The sequence below is a fragment of the Limosilactobacillus fermentum genome (assembly GCF_013394085.1).
Classification (GTDB): domain Bacteria; phylum Bacillota; class Bacilli; order Lactobacillales; family Lactobacillaceae; genus Limosilactobacillus; species Limosilactobacillus fermentum.
In genome coordinates, this window is the sequence record NZ_CP040910.1 from 20,829 (window position 1) to 45,118 (window position 24,290).

The 24,290-nt window shown below is 52.2% G+C and carries 26 protein-coding genes; 11 read left to right on the forward strand and 15 right to left on the reverse strand.

From position 1 onward, the window contains the following. Position 1: 1 nt before the first annotated feature. The 3 genes from FG166_RS00105 to FG166_RS00115 are packed head-to-tail and all read right to left on the reverse strand — an operon-like array spanning position 2 to position 2,928. Positions 2–1,201 carry a DUF2201 family putative metallopeptidase gene (locus FG166_RS00105; RefSeq protein WP_226557652.1) on the reverse strand — a complete coding sequence of 400 codons (1,200 nt, stop codon included), beginning with the start codon at positions 1,199–1,201 and terminating at the stop codon, positions 2–4. After that, positions 1,155–2,297, reverse strand: coding sequence for an AAA family ATPase (locus FG166_RS00110; RefSeq protein WP_003682231.1), 1,143 nt, complete (start codon positions 2,295–2,297; stop codon positions 1,155–1,157). Before FG166_RS00110 ends, FG166_RS00105 begins: the two co-directional genes overlap by 47 nt. A gap of 1 nt (position 2,298) precedes the next feature. Then, entirely contained in the window at positions 2,299–2,928 is a 630-nt protein-coding gene (locus FG166_RS00115; RefSeq protein ID WP_003682233.1) for a DNA-3-methyladenine glycosylase, read from the reverse strand. A 59-nt stretch (positions 2,929–2,987) separates the two neighbouring features. On the opposite strand from FG166_RS00115, the gene FG166_RS00120 reads away from it, so the two are divergent. Then, positions 2,988–3,356, forward strand: coding sequence for a DUF488 domain-containing protein (locus FG166_RS00120; protein ID WP_003682235.1), 369 nt, complete (start codon positions 2,988–2,990; stop codon positions 3,354–3,356). 170 nt (positions 3,357–3,526) lie between these two features. On the opposite strand, the gene FG166_RS00125 is transcribed toward FG166_RS00120, so the two are convergent. The 3 genes from FG166_RS00125 to FG166_RS00135 are packed head-to-tail and all read right to left on the reverse strand — an operon-like array spanning position 3,527 to position 4,713. Beyond that, the gene (locus tag FG166_RS00125; protein WP_003682242.1) at positions 3,527–3,712 is read right to left on the reverse strand and encodes a hypothetical protein; all 186 of its coding nucleotides are present in this window, start codon (positions 3,710–3,712) and stop codon (positions 3,527–3,529) included. Continuing rightward, positions 3,713–4,387, reverse strand: coding sequence for an NAD(P)H-dependent oxidoreductase (locus FG166_RS00130; RefSeq protein WP_003682244.1), 675 nt, complete (start codon positions 4,385–4,387; stop codon positions 3,713–3,715). A gap of 2 nt (positions 4,388–4,389) precedes the next feature. Beyond that, positions 4,390–4,713 (reverse strand): DUF7671 family protein, encoded by a 324-nt coding sequence (locus FG166_RS00135; protein WP_003682246.1) that lies wholly within the window; start codon positions 4,711–4,713, stop codon positions 4,390–4,392. 93 nt (positions 4,714–4,806) lie between these two features. Here FG166_RS00135 and FG166_RS00140 point away from each other — a divergent pair, with 93 nt between their 5' ends. Beyond that, positions 4,807–5,433: an NAD(P)H-hydrate epimerase gene (locus tag FG166_RS00140; protein ID WP_003682248.1), complete on the forward strand. Its 627-nt coding sequence runs from the start codon at positions 4,807–4,809 to the stop codon at positions 5,431–5,433. Positions 5,434–5,613: 180 nt separating this feature from the next. Here FG166_RS00140 and efp read toward each other — a convergent pair whose 3' ends face one another. Together efp and FG166_RS00150 are read right to left on the reverse strand one after the other, a co-directional pair. Next, complete coding sequence (gene efp, locus FG166_RS00145; protein WP_003682249.1) at positions 5,614–6,171, reverse strand: elongation factor P; 558 nt, start codon at positions 6,169–6,171, stop codon at positions 5,614–5,616. A 146-nt stretch (positions 6,172–6,317) separates the two neighbouring features. Then, positions 6,318–6,950 (reverse strand): LVIS_2131 family protein, encoded by a 633-nt coding sequence (locus FG166_RS00150; protein WP_003682251.1) that lies wholly within the window; start codon positions 6,948–6,950, stop codon positions 6,318–6,320. Between the two features lie 136 nt (positions 6,951–7,086). Here FG166_RS00150 and FG166_RS00155 point away from each other — a divergent pair, with 136 nt between their 5' ends. Next, on the forward strand, positions 7,087–7,320 hold the full coding sequence (locus tag FG166_RS00155) for an LBP_cg2779 family protein (RefSeq protein ID WP_003682253.1): 234 nt from the start codon (positions 7,087–7,089) through the stop codon (positions 7,318–7,320). 46 nt (positions 7,321–7,366) lie between these two features. Here FG166_RS00155 and FG166_RS00160 read toward each other — a convergent pair whose 3' ends face one another. After that, positions 7,367–8,314, reverse strand: coding sequence for a LacI family DNA-binding transcriptional regulator (locus FG166_RS00160; protein ID WP_003682254.1), 948 nt, complete (start codon positions 8,312–8,314; stop codon positions 7,367–7,369). A 429-nt stretch (positions 8,315–8,743) separates the two neighbouring features. On the opposite strand from FG166_RS00160, the gene FG166_RS00165 reads away from it, so the two are divergent. Together FG166_RS00165 and FG166_RS00170 are read left to right on the forward strand one after the other, a co-directional pair. Then, positions 8,744–10,807 (forward strand): LysM peptidoglycan-binding domain-containing protein, encoded by a 2,064-nt coding sequence (locus FG166_RS00165; protein ID WP_035430847.1) that lies wholly within the window; start codon positions 8,744–8,746, stop codon positions 10,805–10,807. Between the two features lie 136 nt (positions 10,808–10,943). Beyond that, positions 10,944–11,246, forward strand: coding sequence for an ArsR/SmtB family transcription factor (locus FG166_RS00170; protein ID WP_015639626.1), 303 nt, complete (start codon positions 10,944–10,946; stop codon positions 11,244–11,246). 342 nt (positions 11,247–11,588) lie between these two features. Here FG166_RS00170 and FG166_RS00175 read toward each other — a convergent pair whose 3' ends face one another. Then, positions 11,589–12,839: an RNA-guided endonuclease InsQ/TnpB family protein gene (locus FG166_RS00175; protein ID WP_054173696.1), complete on the reverse strand. Its 1,251-nt coding sequence runs from the start codon at positions 12,837–12,839 to the stop codon at positions 11,589–11,591. 73 nt (positions 12,840–12,912) lie between these two features. On the opposite strand from FG166_RS00175, the gene tnpA reads away from it, so the two are divergent. Continuing rightward, on the forward strand, positions 12,913–13,368 hold the full coding sequence (tnpA, locus tag FG166_RS00180) for an IS200/IS605 family transposase (RefSeq protein WP_015638493.1): 456 nt from the start codon (positions 12,913–12,915) through the stop codon (positions 13,366–13,368). A 65-nt stretch (positions 13,369–13,433) separates the two neighbouring features. On the opposite strand, the gene FG166_RS00185 is transcribed toward tnpA, so the two are convergent. From FG166_RS00185 to FG166_RS00205, 5 genes are all read right to left on the reverse strand, one after another. After that, entirely contained in the window at positions 13,434–13,892 is a 459-nt protein-coding gene (locus FG166_RS00185) for an arginine repressor (protein ID WP_003685587.1), read from the reverse strand. Positions 13,893–14,074: 182 nt separating this feature from the next. Next, a complete protein-coding gene (locus FG166_RS00190) occupies positions 14,075–14,746 on the reverse strand; it encodes an ABC transporter ATP-binding protein (protein WP_003682258.1) in 672 nt (223 codons plus the stop codon). 12 nt (positions 14,747–14,758) lie between these two features. Then, a complete protein-coding gene (locus FG166_RS00195) occupies positions 14,759–15,820 on the reverse strand; it encodes an ABC transporter permease (RefSeq protein WP_003682259.1) in 1,062 nt (353 codons plus the stop codon). Continuing rightward, positions 15,744–16,346, reverse strand: coding sequence for a TetR/AcrR family transcriptional regulator (locus FG166_RS00200; RefSeq protein ID WP_024501258.1), 603 nt, complete (start codon positions 16,344–16,346; stop codon positions 15,744–15,746). Before FG166_RS00200 ends, FG166_RS00195 begins: the two co-directional genes overlap by 77 nt. A 156-nt stretch (positions 16,347–16,502) precedes the next feature. After that, the gene (locus FG166_RS00205; protein WP_003685594.1) at positions 16,503–17,513 is read right to left on the reverse strand and encodes a zinc-dependent alcohol dehydrogenase family protein; all 1,011 of its coding nucleotides are present in this window, start codon (positions 17,511–17,513) and stop codon (positions 16,503–16,505) included. Positions 17,514–17,790: 277 nt separating this feature from the next. Here FG166_RS00205 and FG166_RS00210 point away from each other — a divergent pair, with 277 nt between their 5' ends. The 5 genes from FG166_RS00210 to FG166_RS00230 all read left to right on the forward strand — a co-directional run bounded on the left by FG166_RS00210 (position 17,791) and on the right by FG166_RS00230 (position 24,250). After that, positions 17,791–19,371 (forward strand): Nramp family divalent metal transporter, encoded by a 1,581-nt coding sequence (locus FG166_RS00210; protein WP_003682262.1) that lies wholly within the window; start codon positions 17,791–17,793, stop codon positions 19,369–19,371. A 374-nt stretch (positions 19,372–19,745) separates the two neighbouring features. Then, the gene (locus FG166_RS00215) at positions 19,746–20,501 is read left to right on the forward strand and encodes a hypothetical protein (RefSeq protein WP_035430849.1); all 756 of its coding nucleotides are present in this window, start codon (positions 19,746–19,748) and stop codon (positions 20,499–20,501) included. A 315-nt stretch (positions 20,502–20,816) separates the two neighbouring features. Then, on the forward strand, positions 20,817–22,622 hold the full coding sequence (thrS, locus tag FG166_RS00220) for a threonine--tRNA ligase (RefSeq protein WP_035430851.1): 1,806 nt from the start codon (positions 20,817–20,819) through the stop codon (positions 22,620–22,622). A 144-nt stretch (positions 22,623–22,766) separates the two neighbouring features. Further along, positions 22,767–23,366, forward strand: a complete 600-nt coding sequence (locus FG166_RS00225) for a sunset domain-containing protein (protein ID WP_003682266.1) — start codon at positions 22,767–22,769, stop codon at positions 23,364–23,366. A gap of 5 nt (positions 23,367–23,371) precedes the next feature. Then, positions 23,372–24,250, forward strand: coding sequence for a DNA/RNA non-specific endonuclease (locus tag FG166_RS00230; RefSeq protein ID WP_003682267.1), 879 nt, complete (start codon positions 23,372–23,374; stop codon positions 24,248–24,250). Positions 24,251–24,290: the final 40 nt, after the last annotated feature.

A 24,290-nucleotide genomic window follows, 5' to 3' on the forward strand; every position in this document is an offset into this window, starting at 1 on the left:
TTCAATCATCCTTTCTTAGGTGAAAGCAGCTACCAGGCGGATCTTGCACCGAGAGCTTGGCGCCGGTCGTCAAAAGCCACAGGACGTTTTGGTAGGGGCGAGCATCAAGTTCTTCTTCTCCGGCACCATCGGTCAAAATTAGAATTGGCGTGGTTGGGATAACCCGGCGCACCCTTAGGTCCTCAAAGATGGCGGCAAAGCGGGTTCCCCCACCCCCAAGACGCCGCAACTGCCCAACTGCCAGCCGTCCCTGAATCGCCGCATCAAAAGCGGTTAGGTGGACCTGCCAGCCCTGTTGGTGGACCAGCGCCACCACCATTTTAAGCAAGCGTGCGACGGTGGCATCGCCCATCGAACCGGACTGATCGACAAAGATTTCCACCGGGGTCACTAGGCGGCTAACCCGTCCCGGCAAGTCCATCCGGTAGGGTTGGCGGCGGTTAAAGCGGGCAAAGGAGGCTCGTTGCCCGTCAATGGCGGTCCCCATCAAGCGGCGCAGGGCCCGGACCCAATCGGTTTGGTAGCTACCGGACGACTCCGTTAATCCTTGGTCTTGCCCCTGAGGAACCGTCCCACGCCCCCGCTGATCAAAGTGGGGCGCCCGTCCCTTGGTGAGTCGCTTTAAGCTTGCCTTCATTAGTAAGGGGTTAGCCCCCGCCGGCGTTACCCAGGCCGGGGTGGGCCGCTCTCCACCCACCCCTCTCCCCACCAACTGACGCTTAGTGGCGGGAGCTAGGGCCCGGGCGGCCGGTAAGTAGGCGGCGGAATCGGCTAGGCGGGGCAGCCGTTGCTTGGTCGCCCGTTCCAGGTCGACTAGGGTGACCGTCCCGGCTGGCGACTCTTCTAGGTACTGGTTAACGGCAACATCCGTGGCAATTGCCACCGCCGCCGGATCGAAGGCGTCACGGTAGCGGTATGGGTGGTACCAGAGCACGTGGAGGGCTAAGTGATGGAGTAAATTAGTCAGCTCCCGTAGCGGTTCCTCTTTAACCCAGGCTGGGTTGTACGCCAAGACGAGGTCATTTGACTGCCAAATCAGGTTGAGCGTGGACTGCAAAGGGTCGGAAATTCGTTTAATGTTGACTAATACCACCCCAGCGCTATGGTCCTTTTTTAACAGGTCAATTACCGCCGCTTGCAACTGGTGCTCCCCCTCAACCATTGCCGGTGCCCCGCTTGGCAATTTCCGCCAGTAATTCATACATAGCGCGAGCCGCCTTATCATCCCGCGCCTGGTAAAGCGCCGCCAGCAGATCGGCCCGCTTACCAATTTGGTAGCCCGCCGCCACTTGCCCATCCGCACTGAGGGACTTGAGAAGGGTCACCACCCGTGGCAAAGTCGCTAGGTCCAGTGGCACCGCTTGCCCCAGCCACTGGTTGACCAGGTCGAGGCGATTACTTTCCGGCAGGGGGGCCACCATCTCGGTGACCGGAGACGGGGCGGATAACAGTTCTTCAATTCCCACCGCGGGCGTCAAAATAACCTGGGCCAAATCAACCCCCACTTCTTCGCCTAAGTCCCCAGCTAAGACGTCGGCCAACACCACCCTGGATTGAGCGGCCGGGAGTTTCCTTAGGGACGTTAGGTTGCGGCTGGCTCGTTCCCAAGAGCGCGGCGTCGGCGTAATTTGCCCGACCACCGGAGCCGGCGCTAAGAGATTCGGGTGCTCTCGCAGGTAGTCAACTACCACTGGTTGCACCCGGGGGGTCCCGTCAACTTCCCCTTCGGCCCAAGTAAGCCAGTCAGTTAGGTTGGCCCGCATTTTTAGGCGAACGGTTCGGTCACGAACGGCGGCGTCACTGGGGGTCACGGCGTAATCGCCGGCTGCATCCATCGTTGGGTCCGGGTTTTGGGCTAGAATAATGTGAACCTCTTCGGGCAGGGTCAGGGTGTGGATCTGACGTTGCAAAACCAGGTTCATCAACTCACTTTGCACGGCGGCGTTTCCGCGGTTAAACTCGTCTAAAAACCAAATAATTGGTTGCCCCGGGCGGGCTTCAGCCTCCTTAAGTAGGGTAAGCAAAGTAGTTGAGTAGCCGTACTTAACGTCGGCGAGCGTCCCAAAGCGACTGGTGGTCACTAGGCTGTCCTTGGTTAAAGGCGGTACTGGTAAGGCCAGATCCCCCTTTTCGGCCAGGCTAACGACGGTGGTCAACAGGGTGGCGCCCATTCGTTTAGCCACCTCGGCTACCAACGCGGACTTGCCGATCCCGGCTTCCCCAACCAGGTTAGGTACGCTCCCGGCCTCAAGCAGGGCCGGCAGGGTTACCAGTAGTTCTTGGTAGGTTAAAGACATTTCAATCCCCCCATCCGTGGTTAACCAGGTCGGAATCGCGCTTTAGCATCTTGGAAACGTAGGGGTTGTGGTCGACAAAGAAGCGCAACGGGGCGTTACCGTGGCTCCCCCTTTGGTTGACCCCCACCCGGGAACTGACCCCAATCGATTGGGGCGCCCGCCGCTTGGTTAAATCAATCGAAAGCGGCGCCGTTTCTAGCGGCTGGCCATCTAAGTGGCGATCCACTAACCCCAGGGCCTGCCCAACCTTGCCAGGCCCGTTAGTTAAGTTCACCCCGACCTGATGACGGCGCTCCTCCATTAATTCAAGCCCCTCCGTGGGCTCTAGTGCCCGAATCAAAATTCCCTGGGGTTCTTCTTGGTCTTGCACGACCACGTCAAAGCAGTAGTGAGCCCGGATTTGGTAGACGTAGATCGTTCCTGGCGCCCCGTACAGGGCCTCGGAATAGTTGGTCCGCCGCCCGTTGTAGGCGTGGGAAGCCGAATCCTGCTCACCCAAGTACGCCTCGGTTTCAACAATCAAGCCCGCCACTCTCCCCGCGGGGCTTTGGTAACTGAGTTCACGCCCCAAGAGGTCCTTGGCGATCTCTTCGGTGGGGCGATTCGTGAAAAAGGCTTGGTATGGTGACATTTGGTTTCCTCCACTGATAATTAGGATTATGATAAGGGTACGAACAGAAAGGACGGGATATGATGGCATTAAAACTCGAACGGATTTACACCCAACCCGCCGACCTGGACGGCTACCGGATTCTGGTTGACCGCCTCTGGCCCCGCGGTATGTCAAAGGAAAAGGCCCACCTAGACGAGTGGCTAAAAGAGGTTGGCCCAACCAAGGAGTTGCGCCAGTGGTTCAACCACGAACCGGCCAAGTTCCCGGACTTTAAGGCTCAATACCTAGCGGAACTAGCCGCCAACCCAGCCTTTGCAACCCTCGAGCAGACCGTCGCCGACCACTTAAAGGACGGCAACGTGATCCTCTTGTACGGGGCCAAGGACCCGGTCCACAACCAAGCGGTGATCCTAAAGGAAAAGTTGGAAGCCGGCCTCGGCCTGTAATACGTTTATTTTAGCGCGCCGCTGGGAAAAGACCAAGGAAGGTCAAAGAAGTGCGATCCAACCATTGGCAAGGCCGTGGGCTAAGGAAAGGTTGGGGGTTGATGCGGTACGCAAAAAAGAGCCTAGGAGAAAAGATTTCTCTTAGACTCTTTTAGTTTAGTCTCCATTCCCTAATTGCTCCGCTTGCCTCCCCAAGCGCAACCGTCCAGCTCCCCGGCTGCTAGCGTTAAGCGGTGGTCTTGTTCTTCAATCGTCTGTAAGGTTGCTAAGAGCAGGGCCCGCTCCCCTTCATCCGCGCTCTTCTCCGTTAGTTCGTTCACCTGGTGTTTAACCCAAGCCATGGTTGCTTCGTCCATTTAATCATCCCCCAACAGGTCTAAGTTTAGGCGTAAGTCACTGAGTTGGTCAGTATTATCTTCCAAGACCGCCGCTAACCCTAGGTAACCCGGTGCCTGATCGGGGTGTTGCTCAGCCAACTTCCGCAGGCGGCTTGCTAACCAGGCCGCCTGGTCGGCTAAGTGCCCGGGCCGGGGTGCCGTCAGGTACTGGCGGTAGTTAACAAGGAGCTCCTGGCGCTCCCGCTCAGTCAAATAAGCAAACTGGCCCACGACCAGCGGGGTCAGGTAGGTCATCTTAGTTTCATTGGCCAACGCCTGCAGTGGACGCAGCAGCTCCGCTAGCGTAAAGGACTGGCCCTGCCCCGGCGCAAAATCCTTCAGGGCCCGGCCAGTATTGACCACCAGCCCGAGCTCCTTGCCCGCTAGCCGGTCGCCAGCCGTCCCTAGCAAGTCATCGTCAAAGACCTCGTCTAGCCAGGCCTTCATCACCGCCGGGACGCTGTACCAATAGAGGGGAAATTCAAAGATGATCCGGTCGGCAGCCCAAAGCAAGGCCCGCTCCGCCCCACGGTCAAAGGGCGCCACTAAGGGGTACCAGGTAACCCCTGCTTCTTGCTTGGCGGCGTGCTTAAAAAAACCTTGGGTGCTCGAAGTGGCTACATCCGGGTGACCAATCACGACTAAGGTTTTCATTATTAACCCTCCTCTAAAAGGGTGCGCCCTTGTTCAACCAAGCCTGGGGTCGCCGTCGTCGTCAAAAAGCGCTGGAGGGGTACTTCCTGGTGGCGGTCCTTAAAGGCCATTGGCTCGGCGGCCACGATCATCACCAGCAGGTTGTTTTCCGTCAGCATCAGCTGGCCAATCCCGGTGTACTTACCCCGGGTGTGCTTACCGGTCCGCCAGACGTGGAGCTTGGCGGCCCCACTGGCGTCACGCTTTAATTGGTAGCCGCCGTTACCATCGTTTTCGACCGGCACGCCCGTGTAACGCGTAACCGGGTATTGATTCTTCTTTGCCATGTTTCCTCCTTTGGTTAACCGTCCTCCACCCCGCTTGTATTCGCTTGCACAAAGTTATTTTCTGTGCTTTGATAGGGGCAAAGGAGTGATCTTATGACTGAACAAGCAATTACCGCCGCCCAAATGCGGGCCAAGGACCAATTCACGATCAACCAGATTGGGATCCCATCCCTGGTGCTAATGGAACGGGCCTCGCTCGCCGTTCGTGACGCCATTTTAACCCACTACCCGGCGGCCAACAAGATTGTTGTCGTTGCCGGTCAGGGCAACAACGGGGGCGATGGGCTTGCCATTGCCCGCCTTTTGCACGTTGCCGGGCGGGGCGTGGCCATTTTAACCATTGGCAACTCCGCCCACGCTTCCAGCGAACACCAAACCCAGGCCCACATCTGCGACTACTACCAAATTCCGGTCGCCAGCGACCCGGCGCTGTTAAAGGACGCCGACTTAATTGTCGACGCCATCTTCGGGATCGGGATTGACCGGCCGGTCGAGGGCGCCTACGCCACCGTAATTAAGCAGGTTAACGCCGCCCACGCCCCGGTGGTCGCCGTTGACGTTCCCTCCGGCATCAACACCGACACCGGTGCGGTGATGGGCGTCGCCGTCAAGGCGGACCTGACCGTTACCTTTGCCTACAACAAAACCGGGTTGGTGACCGACCAGGGCCAGGCCTACGCCGGTCGGGTCATCGTGGCAGATGACATGGGGACGTATTAAAGAAGTGCGGACCAACCTTCTCGACAGACCGTATGACTAAGCTAGAGGGAAGGCTGATGCGCCCCGCATCGTTCTTCACCCGTACTTAGGCCTGTGGTTGGGGAGCACGTTATCTGTGTTGCAGTCAAAAAATAAAAAGGAGTTAGGGGAAAACACGGTTTTCTCCTAACTCCTTTTTTACTATGCGCGGGACTTGTAAGCACCGTCAGACGTGTTGACGATGATCTTGTCGCCGTTCTTAACGAAGGATGGCACCGTTACGACTAGGCCAGTGTTCATCGTAGCTGGCTTACCACCACCGTCAATCGTGGCCCCCTTGATTTCCGGTTGGGTTTCCACGACTTCTAAGGTCACCGTAGCTGGCAATTCAACCCCGACCAGTTCGCTGTCAACGAAGTTCATTTGTACTTGCATGTTTTCCGTCAGGTACTTCTTTTCTTCGCTGATTTGGGATTGGTCGATTTCGTATTGTTCGTAAGTTTCCAGGTCCATGAAGACGGACGTGTTACCTTCGTCGTAAAGGTATTGAGCGTTCTTCTTGTTAACCATCACTTGTTCCACCTTTTCAGATGGGCGCATCGTGGTGTGCACAATTGAGCCAGAACGAACGTCTTGGATGTCCATTTGCATCAGGGTGTTACCCTTACCTGGCTTGTGGTGGTTGATGGCGAGCACCTTGAGCAGCTTGCCGTCCTTTTCAAAGACCATACCCTTCTTCAAGTCAATCGTTTGAATCATTGTCTTACTCCTTTACCTAATAGCTAGATTATAGTGGCGCCGCCCTTGATTAAAGCCGGCGACCAACTTCGCTTTGCCACCGGGCGGGCCCGAACTTGGCATACTTTTTCATTATAGCATGCTTCCCTACTTCTTGGCGGGGATTCTTATTCGCCGTTTTTGGCCTGTTCAATCAGGTTGGCGGCCGGGACCCGAATCAGGGTGTGCTCATCGGCCTCCTTGTTGGCCCGTAGCCCCAGCCCGTTGATCAAGTTGTTCTTGTAGCGCACCGTGATCTTGGCGGCAAATGCGCGGCTCGTTGCTTGGTCTTCTTTGCGCAGTTTGCTTTCGTTCCACGGGTAGGTCACCGCCGCGCTAGATAAAATGTCGTTACTATCGGCGATTGATGCGTTCATCGCCCCGACCGTCACCTTTTTGGTCGTCGTCCAGTAAGTATAGGAAACAACGTGGTGGTCACCGCTACCGCTGTGGTTAGCCCGGACGTAGTAGTAGTCATTGGTGTTATCGTTGGTCAGTTGCAACGGGTCGTATGAATAACTCACCGTTACTTGATTAGAGGTTGAGGCTACCTTACGAAACGCCGTGAAGTAAAGCATCGTCCCCAGCCAGGCTAAGGCCACCACCAACAGGACCACGTACTTTAAAAAGAGCCCCTTTTCAAAACGATGCCCCGTCTTTGCGATTAGCATCAACTGGTGCACCCGAATATAGTGGATCACAAAGCCCAAGAACACTAGGGCTAACAACCACAGCAACCATCCTAGCCAATTCCAACTCATCTTGTTTACTCCTTATTATTTCCATTACGTTTTTAAATGAATTGTACCACAACCCGGTACGCCCCTCGGCTTTGTTCACCAAGTCGGGGCAAGATTTCACATAAATTTTTCGCATCTGTCCCCCAAAACCCGTATAATGGATAGGAATATGCTGATCAAATCTGAAGGAGGGCCCCTGATGGCTGAAAAATTTAACGACCTCGCCGTTGACATCATCAACTTCGAGCGTGAACACCAAATGATTGATAACGAAATCGCCTACGGCAGCCAATTGACCGTTGAACGAATCCACGATATCAAGTCACAAGCAAGCGTCGCAAGCGAAGAAGAAGAAAGCTTGATCCGCCGCTTCATGCAATCACAAGGTTAATAGTTAGCAACGTAAAAAGGGCTGAGAGAAGACCTCTCAGCCCTTTTTACGTTGGTCGCCGGAAGCGGACCGGCACTGGTGCGGGGGATTCGATCACCTGATCGGGGTGGGCGATTTGCTCTAGCAGGGTTGCAATTAGCTTGTCGGCAAGCTCTTGAACCGGGAGCACCACGGTGGCTAACTCCGGGTTTAAGCGTTGCATCAACCGGGAGCCGTTGTAGCCGGTCACCCAAAAGTCTTCATTAATTTTACGTCCGCTGGCCCGTGCCATCCCCTGCAACTGAACGGCCACCTCGTCGTTAGGGGCGATTAAGCCGTCATATTGGTTTAAGAGCAGCGGTTTTCTGATCAGTTCGTCCAACTCGATCACCGCAAGGGCGTTACCTCGTCTAGCTAACCCATCCACGATCCCGTCAATCCGACACCGGGATGACATCGGTGAGTGAGCTTCGTCCAAAACTAGGGCCACCTCTTTGGCCCCTTGCTCCCTCAGGTAGGCGGCCGCCATCCGCCCCCCGCTGTAAGAATCCACCGTCACCACCGGGATCCCCTCGGCTAGTTGGTGGGCAAAGGAAACGATCGGTACCGCCAAACGTTGGTAGTGTTCGTTATCCAAGTTATGGGAACTAGAGATGATACCGTCGACTTGGTTGGCTAACAAGACCCCGAGGTGCTCTTGTTCTAGTTGGTCGTCGGTGGCGGTGGTGGCGATGATAACCTTGTAGCCCTTGGTAAAGAGCCGTTCTTCTAGGCAGTTGGTCAACTCAGCTAAAAAGGGGTTCGTGACGTTTGGCAACACCAGGCCAATGAAATGTGATGACTTTCCCTGCATCGCCCGGGCCAGGGCATTGGGTTGGTAATCAAGTTCTCGCATGGCCAACCGAACCTTACGAATGGTTTTGTCACTTAGCGAGTGGTAGTTATTGATGACCCGCGAGACCGTTGTCACCGATACCCCCGCCCGCTTGGCAACGTCCTTTAGTGTTGAAGTCATGTTAGCTCACCCGTTTCGTAATCAATTTCACGATTATAACGCAAGTAAGCGGTTCTTGAAAACCTTAGACGCCGTTTTGGAGCGACAAAAAAATTACTAACGCTCCGTGGTCTCTTTGAATCGCTCTTGATTAATCGCCCACAACCACCCCAATCCGTTCTCAGGACGGGGACCACTTCACTTATTTGCCGATCTAAGAAAAGCGGTTACATGATGATTGTGATCACACTATCAATCAGAGTGTGTGAAATTAAAATTAATTAATTTCTACTACTAATTAAATACCATAAATTTCATTGACCTACCCCCGAAATCATGCTAGTTTAAACGTGTATTGAATACTTAAAAAAGTCTTATCATTTCGCCATTTTAGGGAAAATGAAATACTTATCATACTCAAAGAAGATAAATCTAAAGGAGATCCGGTATATGCACAAAAAGCAATCAAATGACCAATACCTCCACTACAAAATGTACAAAAGCGGTCGCAAGTGGGTGTTTGCTGGGGTCGCAGCTCTGACCCTGCTAACAACGACTGAAGTGGCTCACGCTGACACCACGTCTTCTTCAGCTGCCTCCACGGTCAGCCTCAACGGTTCAACCGTTGCCAGTGAAGCGGCTAAGGCCACCGTTACCTTTATTTCAGAAAGTACCAGCGCCACTAGTTCTAGCTCAAGCACGGCTAGCTCTTCTAGCTCTGCTACCTCCGCTAGTTCTAGTTCCGTGGCCACGGCAGCTACTAGCGTAACCAGTGCCACCAGCGCTACTAGCGCCACCTCGGTATCGTCAACGAGCGCTGACAGCTCCGCCAGTGCCGCTACGTCTAGCGATGACGCCAGCTCCTCGGCCAGCGCGGCGGATGCCAACAGCGGCGTTTCCTCCGCTAGTACCGCCACCAGTGCTACGTCAGCAAGCTCTACCACTGTGGTCCGGGCGGTGGTTGCCGTGGCCACTAGCGCTAGTGCAAGTTCTTCGTCCGTTGACCTGTCAACGTTAACCTTCTCCAACAACGCCTCCCAACAGGCCTTCATCGAAAGCGTGGCTGAAGGGGCGATCGAAGGTTGGAACGAATACGGCGTCTTGCCGTCGATCACCGTTGCCCAGGCCATTCTCGAATCCGGTTGGGGTTCATCCACCCTTTCCACGCAAGCCCACAACCTCTTCGGGATTAAGGGGAGCTACAACGGTAACTACGTCACGATGAGCACCCGCGAAGTGATTAACGGGCAAAGCGTCTACGTTAACGCCGCCTTCCGGGCTTACGCTAACAACTCCGAATCCGTTGAAGACCACGGGAACTTCCTCTACTCCAACTCCCGTTACAGCAACCTCTTAGGTGACACTAGTTACACCGACGTCGCCCAAAAGCTTTCCCAAGACGGTTACGCTACCGACCCTTACTACTCTTCCTCTTTGATCAGCTTAGTTAAGACCTACGACCTGACCCAATTGGACAGCATCGCCATTGCGAACACGCCGGTGATCACCAACAAGAGCGATTACACCCAAACCAACAACGGGGCATCCACCACGGCGACGGCAACTTACTACACCGTCCAACCCGGCGACACCCTGTCCGGAATCGCCGTTGAATACAACACGACCACCGCGACGTTAACGAGTTTAAACAACTTATCCAACCCGAACTTGATCTACGTTGGGCAACGGCTCCTGGTCAAGAGCGCATCGACTTCAGCGGCGTCATCCGCAACTTCAACGGCCACCAGCACCGCTAGCGCAACTAGTACCAGCTCCACCACTAGTGCCACTACCTACACGGTCAAGTCTGGTGACACCCTCAGCTCGATTGCTAGCTCCCACAACACGACCACGGCGGCGTTGACGAGCTTAAACAGCCTGGCCAACCCGAACCTGATTTACGTGGGCCAAGTCCTTAAGTTGGCTAACACCACGACGGCAAGCACGAGTTCCACCAGCAGTGCCGCTTCAACTAGCTCAAGCGCAACGACTTACACGGTTAAGTCCGGTGATACCCTGAGTTCGATCGCCAGTTCCTACAACACGACCACCTCGACGTTGACGAGTTTGAACAACTTATCCAACCCGAACTTGATCTACGTGGGCCAAGTCCTCAAGGTAGCCGGCTCCTCTACCAGTGTTTCTACCAGCACTAGTTCTAGTTCGGCTAGCCAAGCAACGACCAGTGGTACCTACACGGTTAAAGCCGGCGATACCCTCAGTTCGATCGCTAGCTCCTACAACACGACTACGGCGGCGTTAGCTAGTGCCAACAGCATTTCCAACGCCAACTTGATCTACGTAGGCCAAGTCCTCAAGGTCACTGGCACTTCTTCAAGCACCAGCACCACCACTAGTTCCACTTCCTCAACCAGTGGTTCTTACACCGTTAAGTCCGGCGACTCGCTTTCCGCCATTGCCGCCGCTCACGGCTTAAACTGGAAGACGTTAGCCGCCAAGAACAACATCGCTAGCCCATACGTGATCTACGTTGGTCAACAGTTATCGCTTTAAAATTAATTTAATTATCAACAAAGGACCCGCCAAGCATGGCGGGTCCTTTGTTCGTTTTGGTCCCCATTTTTGAAATTTAACCCTAAACCGCTTATAATCAAAGGCAGATTTAATTCCAATGAGAGGGGCCGTTTTTATGGTAACAAACGAGGCTAATACCACCATTGATGCACTAGATCAGGTTAGCCACCTGTTTAAACTGATGGGGCATCCCAAGCGCCTCCAACTGCTGTACCTATTGATTCAACAATCGATGACCGTATCCCAAATTAGCGAACGCTTAAAGTGGGAACAATCGGCCGTCTCCCACCAACTCCAAGTGTTGCGTAAGTACCAGATCGTGGAGCGGGTTAAAAATGGGCGCCAGGTTGTTTACCGCCTGGTCGACCCCCTCGTGATGGGGATCATCGCCGACGTCGTGAATGAAATCCGTAAATAAAAGTGGGTAATCACCTTCTCGGCAGGTCGTATGGCTAAGCTAGAGCGCACCGTTCTTCGACTTGCTTAGGCACTAGCCCTGCGGTTATTTTCCACCTTTGCTATCTAACCTTCGTAAATACAGAAAAAGACCGACTGGGTATTCCAGCCGGCCTTTTTTCGTTCTTTGTCAACCACCACTGACTAAAGTCAGTGGCTTGTGAGCCGAATATCATCACGGATTTCGAACCACAATTTGCGTAGATAGGGACAACTTATTTGACCAACTGAAATTGTAATCAAACAGCGGTCGTCTAATTACCAACGCCTTTTATGTCCCCAGGTTGCCATAGGGACAGATAAGCTAGGCTAGTTTAGCTATTCCCTTATCAAGAATGTTTTTAGCTGCGTTCCAGTCACGAATATGGTGAATACCACAATTAGGACAAGTCCAGTTTCTATCATCTAATGTTAGTTTGTCCGTCCCATTAGTGCCCATTACAAAGCCACAATCGCGACATGTTTGGGTAGTATTTCTTGGGTTGATTGTGATAAATTGACGCCCATAAAGCTTTGCTTTATAAGCCAACATGCCAAGAAATGTTCGCCAGCCAACGTCAGAAATACTAAGTGCCAAAGCATGATTTTTAAGCAAATTCTTGCTACGCAACTCCTCGGCTACTACTAAATCGTGGTTCTTGATTAATGCGGTAGAAATTTGTTGGAGAAAATTATGCCTTTGGTTCATTACCTTGGCATGGAGTTTAGCGACTAACAAGCGCTGTTTTTGATAATTTTTACTATCTCGTAAAGAACGATGTTCTTTTTTTGCACGTTGTTGCCGTCTAGATAAAATGCGCTGTTCTTTGGCTAATTTGCCTTTAATAGTGCGGTAATATCGTGGATTAGGAACTATGTTGCCTTCACTGTCGGTTAAGAAGTTATCAGTATTAAGATCAATTCCAACATGTCCATGAGTAGCTTTGGACACTTTAACAAAAGATTCATCTGAAGCTAACTGCATTGATAAAAAGAAGCGATCCGCTGAATCTTTAGTCAACGTCACGGTACCAATTCTAGTCTCGCATATTCTTTTCAAAAGCCGTGCTTGCGAACCGGCAACACGTAACAGTCCTATTTTAGGTACTTTGACATGACTATTATCTAGAAAACAGACTGTACCGTTAGTTAGCAACGCATTTTTTTGCCCCGGGTATTGACAATTGGTTTGATACCGCCAGTGATAACTCTTTCGATGAAATTTGGGAACGCCAGTGGCGTGAACCTTCCGAAAAGCATTCCAAGCTTTTCGATAGTTCTGAATGGCATTAGCTTTCGTCAAACTATCAATTCGTTTATCTTCTAAGAATTGATAGTGATTAGACATTTGCTTAGCGTTTTGGCGCATAGTTAGTTGCTTAATACGATCCTGAACTATGTCAATCGGTAGCTTAACTCTGCGAAGCTGCATCAGTTCCTTATTGATCGCAACCATTTCGTTATAGATAAAGCGACTAGCGTCACTGTTGATTTTAATCAACTGCTTTTGTTGGTCACTAGGATAGCAGCGCATTTTTAGGCCATAATGATATTTCATTTTTGCCATTGACTTCATTTGATTTCACTTCCTTTATTGATATGATAACATTATATCATGATGTCAATGCATTAACAAAGGAGAGCATATTATGACTAAAGAAAAAATCAAAGATGCCATTTATACTCGTCGTTATATCTATAATTTCCATTATCATTTGATCTGGGTAACTAAGTATCGCAATCAGACTTTTACAACCGAGGTCTTATCTAACGAAATGAAAGCTATCTTGCAGCAAGTTGCAGATGACAATGACATCGTAATCGAAAAGATGGAAGTCATGCCGGATCACATTCATATGCTGATCAGTTTTCCGCCAAGCAAAGCTCCGGCTAGTGCCATTAAGGCGCTCAAAGGACGTAGTGCCTATATTTTTTTACAGAATCATCCAGAAATACGATGTAGCCAATATTGGGGCGGTCATCTTTGGTCTCCGAGTTACTATATGAGTACATTGGGCAATATGAGCAAAGAAGTTGTCGAGAAATATATCAATGACCAAAAATATACAGAAACAAACAAAAAGCCCCATAAAGGGGCTCAATAGTGGCCTATCCATCCCATGACTAAAGTCACGGGATTTCCGGCTAATATTAATTAAACCCCAGTGACCTAGTGTCCTTGGTTATCGGCCAAAAGTTGACCAATCTTTTGAGCGCCCTGTGCGTCGGGGGAGATAATTAAGAGGGTATCGTTACCAGCAATCGTCCCCACTACCTCTGGCATCGACAATTCATCAAACATCCCGCCGAGGATGGTCGCGTAACTCGAGTCCGGGGTGGTTTTAACGACGTTAACAAACTCAACGGTGGTGTAAGAGACCACCCGGTTGGCAATTGCCCGGTAGAGCCGGTCGTCGTCCTCCTTGGCGGCCGCCACCTGAGCATAGTAGGATTGCCCATCACTGCTGCTAACCTTAGCAATGTTTAGGGAATGAATATCCCGTGAAACGGTTGCCTGAGTGGCGACGACCCCGTGTTGCTTCAGCAATTCCAAAAGCTCCTCTTGGGTAGCAATGTGATTTTCTTCGACCAGTTGTTGAATTAATTGGCGGCGCTGCTTGTAGTTCATACCCGATCCCTCCACTCGTTGAATATTCATTTATCCCCTTAATATTAACCCATTCACCTTGGGATACACAAATCATTTTTTAAATAAATGACGGTTTGGCGGTCCTTAAACCGGTTTCATAAAATATTTACATTCTACAAGTAGGGAGGGAAGTGCATATTTTACGCCGGTGTTCCTAGCGGTCATTCTTCTTTTGCCATTTGCCCATCAACGATCGTGTACACCTGGTCGGCGAATTCACGCAGCCGTAGGTCATGGGTGACCACCACCACGGCCTTGTTGTGCTTGACGGCGAGGTCGGAAAAGAGTTGGCCCACCACCTTAACCCGGTCGGAGTCGAGGGCGGCCGTTGGCTCATCGGCTAAGATAATTTGCGGGTCAGTGTAAAGGGCCCGGGCGATGGCCACCCGCTGGTTTTGCCCCCCGGACAGTTCGCCCGGGTACTTGTGGATCAGTTTTTCGATCCCAAGGTCTTTTAACAGGTCCCCTAATTCCCCCTTGGAAAGGTTACCGTGGCGCATCCGGTCAACCAGGGCGAACTGATCCCCCACCGTTAAGTAAGGGAGCAGGTTGTAAGACTGGAGAACGAAGCCGATCTTATCCAGGCGTAACCGATCGCGTTGCTTACCAGACAGGGCTGAGATCTCTTGGCCGTCAATCAAAACTTGTCCCTCAGATGGCTGCTGGAGGCCACCGGCGATCGTTAAGAAGGTGGACTTCCCCGAGCCGGACGGGCCAATCACCAGGTTAAGCTTGCCCAGTTCAGCCTTAAAGTTCACGTCAGACAAAACGTGAACCCGGGCAATCCCTTGTCCGTAGTACTTTTCAACGTTACGTAATTCGATTGCAGTCATAACGCTTCCTCCTTAGTTCAGGGCATCTAGCGGGTCAATCTTTTTAATCACCCGGACGGGCAAGAGGGCCCCAATGACCCCCATCACCACCAGGGCCACCGCTACTCCAATCGTTAGCGGCCAGTTAAAAAGTATTGGCACCGCGGTTGGTAGTACCGCCCCGGTCACCACCGTTAATAACAAGGCAATGATCACCCCGACCACCATCAGGATCAAGGCCTGCCCCAAGGTGGCGTTAATCAGGCGTTGGGCTGGGATTCCCTGTGCCCGTAAAACCGCGTAGTTGGCCAATTTTTGCATCGTCAGGATGTATAAGAAGACGGCGATGATAATCACGGAAATCACCATCAAAAAGCCGATCATGAACTCAAAGACCGTGTTTTGAGCGGAATAGCCCGGCAACTTCTCAATGAAGGTGTTGACCGAGTAGGATGCTAGACCCGCCGTCACTGCCGGCTTGGCTTGGTCACTAATGATTCCGGAAGCGACAAACTGGTTACCGACCCCGCGCAGGCTTTGCCAGACGCTGAGGTCCCCATAGGCAATGGAAGAAATGTTTAGTTTGGCATCCTTAGCAAATCCGACCACCGTGTACTCGGTCGCTGAATTACCAAATTTCACCTTGGACCCGAGCCGGTAGCCCTTATCCTTCAAGGATTCGTCTAAAACCAGCTGGTTGGACCTCTGTACCCGGTGACCACTGGTAATTGCTAACTTATCCTTGGCGATAAACTGGTCTTCTTTGAGCCCCACGAACTGCAGGGAGGTCTTGTGGCTCTCTTTTTGACCGACCGTTTCCATCACCACTGGGACTAAGCCGAGCTCGGCTTCGTGCTTGGTTAACTTAGGCAGTTGGCTTGGTGCGATCAGGGACTGGCTAAGGCTAACGTTGGCGTTTTTATTCAAAACGACCGCCTTGGTTCCCCACGATTCAATGGCGACCGTGTTCTCACTAGCCAAGCCAAACATCATCCCCATCAACAAAAACATCAGGTAGCTAGTTAAGACCACCATCGTCACGATGAGGCCGTAGCGCACCTTCTCGTGAAGAATCTCTTTGATTGCTAGAAACATCTTCGGTTTCCCCCTCTTTTAAAAGGACCCGCAAGACACGTTCCAACCGTTTCAAAATCAAATCTTCGTTTTCCGGATCCACGAGGCACTCCTTGATGCTTTCGTGAATTAGCATCATGGCTGACCACCGTTGATCATCCATCATTGCCTTAACCTTGGCCGGTAAGGGATCGGGTAGCAACCCCTCGTTGGCCGTGTAGTGCAAAACAAAGAAGTTACGCAGGCTGCCAGACGTGTCAGCGAGGTCGCGCACCCGTTGGATGTATTCCGTAGCCGTCTGTAGGTGACGGCGCTTCATATCATCCCGGCTCCCCAGCTTGGCAGCCAGCAGGTGGTACATGTAGGAATAGGCGTCCGTGAGATTGTCAAAGTACTTGTAAAAGGCCCCCCGGGCAATCTGGGCATCCTTAACGATGCGGGCCACTTGGGCCGTTGCCAGGGTGTGGTTGCTGAACTCGTTTAACAGGGCGGCTTCAATCCGTTGCCGTTTTTCATCTGGAAGATTAGTAAAGGTTGAACTTGGCATCTTTTCGTCCACTTCTTTCTCATAGTGACACCGTGTCACTCGATTAAGGCCATTCTAATCGCGAGGTGACACCGTGTCAACTTTTTTAATAAAAATAGGAGGGTCCCGTTACGGAACTCTCCTAATTCTACTATAGATTTGCGTTAATGCCAGGGGTTAGGCTTCTTCGCCACCAACCTTAACGATCGCCTTGGAAACCTTGCCTAACTTACCGGAAACAAAGTCTTCCACCTGGGTGAATTCCAGTTCGTGGGAGAACAGCGGCAGTGGGTCCACCTTGCCACTGGCCAAGAGGGCAATTGAGTCTTCAAAGGTGTACGGGTTGATGAAGGCCCCTTGAATGGTCAATTGCTTTTGGAAGACGTCGTAAGTGTTAACGGAGAACTTGTCGTCCGGGTTCCCGACCCCAAACATCAGGACTTGGGCGCCCCGGGCCGCCGCAGCCAATGCTTGTTCTTGGGTCGCCGGGGTCCCAACGGCTTCCACGACGATGTCAAAGGCGGCTTCTGGCAGTTCTTCTTTAGTCGTGTTGATCGTCTTGACGCCAAAGTGTTCGCGGTTGTTGGCCAATTTTTCTTCGGAGCGGCCGGCCAGGATAACTTCGTGAATCCCCCGAGCCTTTAAAATTTGGGCGAAGAGTTGTCCTTCAAACCCGTCCCCTAACACGAGGGCCTTTTGGTACGGGTGGGTGGTCAAAAGGTCAACCCCGTGCATGGCACAAGAGATTGGTTCCACAACGGCCGCCGCCTTCAAGGAAACGTTGGCTGGCACTGGGTAAACCACCTTGGCCGGCGCCGTGAAGTATTCTTCAAAGCCCCCATCACGGGTCACCCCAACGGCGTCTAGGTGTTCACACAATTCTGGGCGTTGGGTCCGACAGTACTTGCACTGCCCACAGTAGATGTTCGGGTCCACCGTTACCCGGTCGCCAACCTTAACGTTAGTGACGTTTGCGCCAACCTTGGCAACGACCCCGGAGTTTTCGTGACCTAAAACAATGGGTGGAACGGCGGAAGCAGAACCCGGCAACCCTGCGTAAAGGGCCTTGTCGGTCCCACAAATTCCGGCGAACGCGGTGTGAACTAAAACTTCGTCTGGTTTGATTTCGGGAACCTCGTAGTCTTGGACTGCCAGATCCTTAATCCCTTGTAATACCAATGCCTTCATCGTAAAATCCTTCTCTCTTGTGAATTTAATAACTTTATGGTGATTAGTATATTCAACCATTTAGCCAAAGTCAACCGGTTGACATATGTTTTTTTGTGAAATTATTTCCTTACCCCCACCAACCAGAAAAGAGGTTTGAAAGCGGCTCCTTTTAGCACCCGCTAAATCCCGTCATTACGCCAATCTTATGTTGCACAAATCACTTTTTTATGCTAACCTAACAAAGGTGTTCCGGGAAGTTAATTAGAAAGCTCGCTGAACATTTAAAACCATAATCATGAGGGGAGGATTTGGCGTGGATAACACAAAGAATCAACACCGTAAGCTGCGCTTAATTGAACACGCAAACGGTAAATCACTAGAAGAAATTAACGGGACGGTTGAGGTCCCACATGGCAAGGGCTTTTTTAGGACCCTGTTCGCCTACTCTGGTCCCGGGGCACTCGTTGCCGTGGGGTACATGGATCCCGGTAACTGGTCAACTTCGATCACCGGGGGCCAATCGTTTCAATACACCTTAATGACGACCATCCTGATCTCAAGTTTGATTGCGATGTTGTTACAGTACATGGCTGCCAAACTTGGGATCGTAAGCCAGATGGACCTCGCGCAGGCCATCCGCGCCCGTACAGGGAAGGCCCTTGGGGTGATTTTGTGGTTAATGACCGAGTTAGCCATCATGGCGACTGACATTGCCGAAGTTATCGGGGCGGCGATCGCCCTGAACTTGCTCTTCCACATTCCGTTAGTCTTAGCGGTCTTCATCACCGTCTTAGACGTCTTGGTGCTCTTGTTATTGACCAAGATCGGTTTCCGGAAGATCGAAGCGATCGTGGCCTGCTTGATCCTCGTGATCTTAGCGGTCTTCGCCTACCAAGTTGCCCTGTCCCACCCCGACTGGGCCGGCGTCTTCAAGGGCTTGCTCCCGACTAAAGAAGCGATCGCCAAGGAACCAGTGGTGGGCGGAATTTCCCCGCTGACCGGTTCGCTGGGGATTATCGGGGCGACCGTGATGCCCCACAACCTGTACCTACACTCCGCCATTTCCCAAACGCGTAAGATTGACCACACTAACGCTGAAGACATCAAGCAAACGGTTCGCTTCACCGCTTGGGACTCTAACATTCAATTAACCCTGGCCTTCTTCGTCAACGCCCTCCTGTTGATCATGGGGGTAGCCGTCTTCAAGAACGGTGCCGTCCAAGATTCTTCCTTCTTCGGCTTGTACGATGCCTTAAACAACACTGACATGTTAAGCAACGGCCTCTTGATCGCCGTGGCCAAGTCCGGGGTCTTATCAACTTTATTTGCCATCGCCCTGTTGGCTTCCGGGCAAAACTCCACCATTACCGGGACCCTGACTGGTCAGGTCATCATGGAAGGGTTTGTCCACATGAAGATGCCACTGTGGGCCCGGCGCCTGATCACCCGGCTTTTATCGGTGGTTCCTGTCTTGGTCTGCGTGGCAATGACGGCGCACGAATCAACCATTGATCAGCACGCCTCGTTAAACATACTGATGGAAAACTCCCAGGTCTTCTTGGCCTTCGCCCTTCCATTCTCGATGCTGCCACTGTTAATCATGACTAACAGCGACACCGAAATGGGCCAGTTCAAGAACTCGCTGTGGGTCCGGGTCCTCGGCTGGATTTCGGTCATCGGTTTAACCTTCTTAAACCTCTACAACCTGCCGCAAACCTATGAAGGCTTCGGCATTTGGTCCAAGGGGCTATCCGACGTCTTAGCTTGGATCTCGATCGTGGTCATCGTGGTTCTGTTAGCTTGGACTTGTTTCGAATTAATCCGGGGTGACCGGCGCCTAGCGGCCGAACGCGAAAAGCACACCTGGGAAAAATAAGGGAAGTGCGATCCAACCATTGGACTTAGCCACTAGGCCGGCGACGTTATCTTAACAATCAACAATAAGGGAGTAGCAAATAGCCCGTTAGGTAGGTTATTTGCTACTCCCTTGATCTTTCTTAATTACTTTTAATCTTTCCTTACCCGCCCTTCACACCTTTTTCATTACCCGGCGGTATATTATAACCATCCTCAATTGATTTTTCTTCTTCGTCAACGAAGCCTGTCTCCTCCCAATCGTTTCGGCTTCGCTGACACCCAAAGCCCACGGGAATTCTTTTCCGCGGGCTTTCCTTTTGCAATCCGCCTTTCGTGTTATAATACGAAAAGATCCATCACGTGTGCTAAATTATTAGCCCTAAATAATGAGAGGTGACGACTTTGAATAACAATCACGACGATGAACAACAGCATTTATCGCGCGTCGAACTCTACGATACCAAAAAGAGTCATCGCACGAATTCAAAACGCCGTAAGCCCCGCCGCCGGGGACCGAAGAAGCCGGGCTTTTTCGCTAGTCTCTTTGGGGGCCCACGGCGGCCGAAACGGCCAAAGCGCCGGCGCCCGGTAGCCCCAATGGCCACCGCCGCCAACCGCAAGGGGCCTAACCGACGGCCTAAAAAGCCCGTTAGCAAGCAAAAGAAACTCTTCCGCTTGGCGTTGGGCATCTTGCTGGCCATCCTGGTGGTCATGATCGCCGTTTTCGTGGTCAAGCAACAAAACCCGGTTAACACCAGCTCCGACGAAATCTCGACTTCTTCAAGCTCTAAGTCCAGTTCACACAAGAAGAAGAGTAGCAGCAAGAAGTCCTCGAGTTCTTCTTCTACCGACTACCAGGAAACCTACACCTACTCATACTCTAAACCGGAATCGAGTTCTTCTTCCGTGTACTCCTCCGGTTCCTCTGCTTCTAGCAGTAACGATAACCAGTCGACTTACACCAACACCACTAACACTAATACCTACGGGTACGGTAACAATGGCGGAACGGGAACTGGTAGTAATGGCAGTACCGGTGATAGCAATGGTTCTGATAGTGGCAATAGTGGCAATAGTGGCAGCACTGATAAAAATGGCTCTGACACTACCACCCAAAACGGACCCCAAGGTGGCACGGCAAACCAATAAAACTAAGCCACGCCTTGACATGCCCCTTGAGCATGCTATAATCGTTTCAAATGCGGGATACGCCTAACTACAAGCGGTAAACCAGGGAAGGGTGCCATGGCTGGAAGCACCTTTACACGGAGTAGTTAAGGTACCACCCCATTTCTTGCCCCCCGAAATAAGGGGGACCGGGTCGTGCCCGTTACCACACCATAGAGAGGATTTTAAATCCTGAAGATGGGTGGAACCACGCTGAAGTTGTTATTTTCAACGTCCCTAACGTTGCCAAAGTGGGTAGCGTTAGGGGCGTTTTTTTATTCCAAAGGAGGAGTTTACATGCCACAAGTTGCCATCATGTTACCAAACGGGACCGTTGAAAAGGTCGACCGTGAATCAAAGGAAAGTTTAGACGCCCTGCGCCAAGTCGCCGCCCTCTTACTCAAGGCTGCCTTGCAAGACCAATTCAAGGGAATCCGCCTCGGGGAAGCCGTTGCCGAAGAAGACCAATTCTTCGTTGACTCCGATAAGGACAACCAACAAGTCTCCGCTGACGAATTGGAAGGCTTGGAAAGAGCCGTTAAGAAGTTAGCCAAGGAAAACCTCAAGATCGAACTGGTCAAGGTCAGCGTTGACGACGCCGTTAAGGCCGTTGAAGGTGACCAATTCTCCAGCGAACTACTTAAGGAAAACGCCGAAGACGGTCAAGTATCCCTCTACAAGATGGGCGACACAACGATCTTAGCCCAGGCACCCATCATGCTGTACGCTAACCTCGTTAAGAACGTTAAGCTCCTCTCCGTGGCCGGGGCTTACTGGAAGGGGATGTCCTCTAACCCAATGCTCCAACGGATTTACGGGACCGTCTTCTTCAAGAAGGAAGACCTGGAAGCCGACTTGAAGGCCCGCCAAGAAGCCCGCGAACGTGACCACCGGGTGATCGGGAACCAACTCGACTTGTTCTTCGTTGATCCAAAGGTCGGTGCCGGGTTGCCGTACTGGATGCCAAAGGGGTCCACAATTCGCCGGACGATCGAACGTTACGTGATCGACAAGGAAGTTGGCGATGGCTACGAACACGTCTACACCCCTGTCTTGATGAACCTCGACGCCTACAAGACGTCCGGTCACTGGGACCACTACCGCGAAGACATGTTCCCGCCAATGGACATGGGTGACGGCGAACTGCTCGAACTGCGGCCAATGAACTGCCCATCCCACATCCAAATCTACAAGCACCACATCCGGTCTTACCGTGAACTGCCACTGCGGATCGCCGAACTCGGGATGATGCACCGTTACGAAAAGTCCGGGGCCCTCTCCGGTTTGCAACGGGTCCGGGAAATGACCTTAAACGACGGTCACACCTTCGTGGCCCTAGACCAAATCCAAGACGAATTCGCCAAGATCTTGAAGCTGATCATGGACGTCTACAAGGACTTCAACATCAACGACTACACCTTCCGCTTATCCTACCGTGACCCGAAGAACACCGAAAAGTACTTCGCTAACGATGAAATGTGGGAACGCAGTCAATCCATGTTAAAGGCCGCCATGGATTCCATGGGGCTGGACTACTACGAAGCCGAAGGGGAAGCGGCCTTCTACGGACCAAAGCTGGACATCCAAACCAAGACCGCCCTGGGCAACGACGAAACGATGTCCACCATCCAACTGGACTTCATGCTGCCTGAAAAGTTTGACCTCCACTACGTTGGTGAAGACGGTAAGCAACACCGCCCAGTCATGATCCACCGTGGGGTGGTCGGCACCATGGAACGCTTCGTGGCCTACCTGACCGAAATCTACAAGGGGGCCTTCCCAACCTGGTTGGCACCAAACCAAGTCAACATCATCCCGGTTTCCGATGAAAAGCACGGTGATTACGCTGATGACTTGGCCCGTGAATTCCGGGCAGCCCAACTGCGGACCGTCGTTGACCACCGCAGCGAAAAGATGGGTTATAAGATTCGCGAAAGCCAGACCCAAAAGGTTCCGTACACCCTGGTAGTTGGGGAAGACGAAGTGGCTAACGGCACCGTTTCCGTCCGCAAGTACGGGGAAAAGGATCAAGTAAGCATGTCCAAGCAAGACTTCTTGGACCTCATCTTACACGACGTTGCTACTTACTCACGCGAAGACTAATTATTAAGCGAGGAAACCCTAATAGGACGGACTAGGCGTCAGCCGCCGTTTATTATCCACGCTAAATCCATATACAAAGAGGCTATGGCAAGTTTGCCACAGCCTCTTTGTCGTCTTTAACACTTTTATCGGGAGAAAAATCAATTGAAGATCTTTATCGTAACTCTTTGTCTATTAACCATCGGCACCCTGCTTTGGTCCCTCAAGCAAGGCAACCATGCTAAGCGTCCATTTTGGTGGCGCCTAACCCTGATCATTGCCACTTTGACCCTCTTTACCGCCGCCATTGGTACCACCACTAACGTTGACGCCGCGCAAAAGCCGACGGTGATTATTAAAAAACTCGGCCACTCCTCCATGGTTAAGGAAAGCAAGGCCCACGACAGCCTGTTGGTTAAACGCGACTCCTTGAGCGCCAAGCTAGCCAGCCTCAAGGAACAATTGAGCGCCGCCGAGTCTAGCAGTGAGGAAGCTAGTTCTAAAGAGGCAGCGGCTAGCGCTCAGGCAGCCAGTGCTAACGCTACTGACGCCGATACGCAACCAAGTTACGGCGCCGCTACGTCAACGACCACTGCGGGAACCGTCGCCACCGGGAACGGCTCCAATGTCATCGTCGGCGATGCCCGCTCCAAGAAGTACCACTTGCCGACCCAAGCCACTTACCACATCAAGGCCGGCAACGCCGTTTACTTCAGCACCGAGCAAGAAGCGATTAACGCTGGTTACACGAAGTCAGGACGGTAAGCAAGATGAAAAACTTCCACCACAAAGCGACCATCTCCGTCCTCGGCTTTGCCGCACTGTTCTTAATGACCGTGGGCCTAGTCACCCACTCCGGCACTAAGGAATCGGCGGTCGTGGCCAGTCCCGCTTCCAGCAGTTACAGTTACGACCGTACCGACCAACGGCGGGCCGCTTCTTTTAGCAAGGAAAACCAGGCCCTCCAAAAAAAGATCACCCACCTGCAAAAGCAGATTAAAGAAACCAAGGAAGAACTTAGCGACTACGGCGTCCAACCGGCAACCCCCAGCAAGCAATCCAGCCAAGCCGGCACTAATTTAGCCAACCTGGACTATACCGGCCAAGACGTCATCACCGTTGACAATAATCAACCAAGCTTCTCGGAAGCCGACTTGTCCCTTGCAAACGGCGCTTGGCAAAGCTACGGGAACTTGGACCAGTATAACCGTCCCGGGGCGGCCAATGCGATGCTCAACCAATCGCTGATGCCCACCGTCAAACGGGAAGCCCTGACCGTCGACCCGACTGGTTGGCATAACAAACGCGTCAATGGTCAGTGGCTCTACAACCGCTCACACCTAATTGGCTACCAGCTAACCGGGCAAAACAATAACTTCAAAAATCTGATTACCGGGACCCGCCAGTTAAACGACCCCGACATGCTCAAGTACGAAGACGAAGTGGCCGCTTACCTAAAGCAATCCCCGGACCACTACGTTCGCTACCGGGTTACCCCGATCTTCCGGGGCAACGAACTCCTCGCCCGCGGGGTGGAAATGGAGGCCCAAGCGGTCGGCAGCGACGCCGTTAAGTTCCACGTGTACATCTTTAACGTCCAACCCGGCGTCACCTTAAATTACAACGACGGTACTAGTCAGGTGAACTAGGTCGTTTCATATGAAACAAAGAATGGAAGTGCTCACCAAC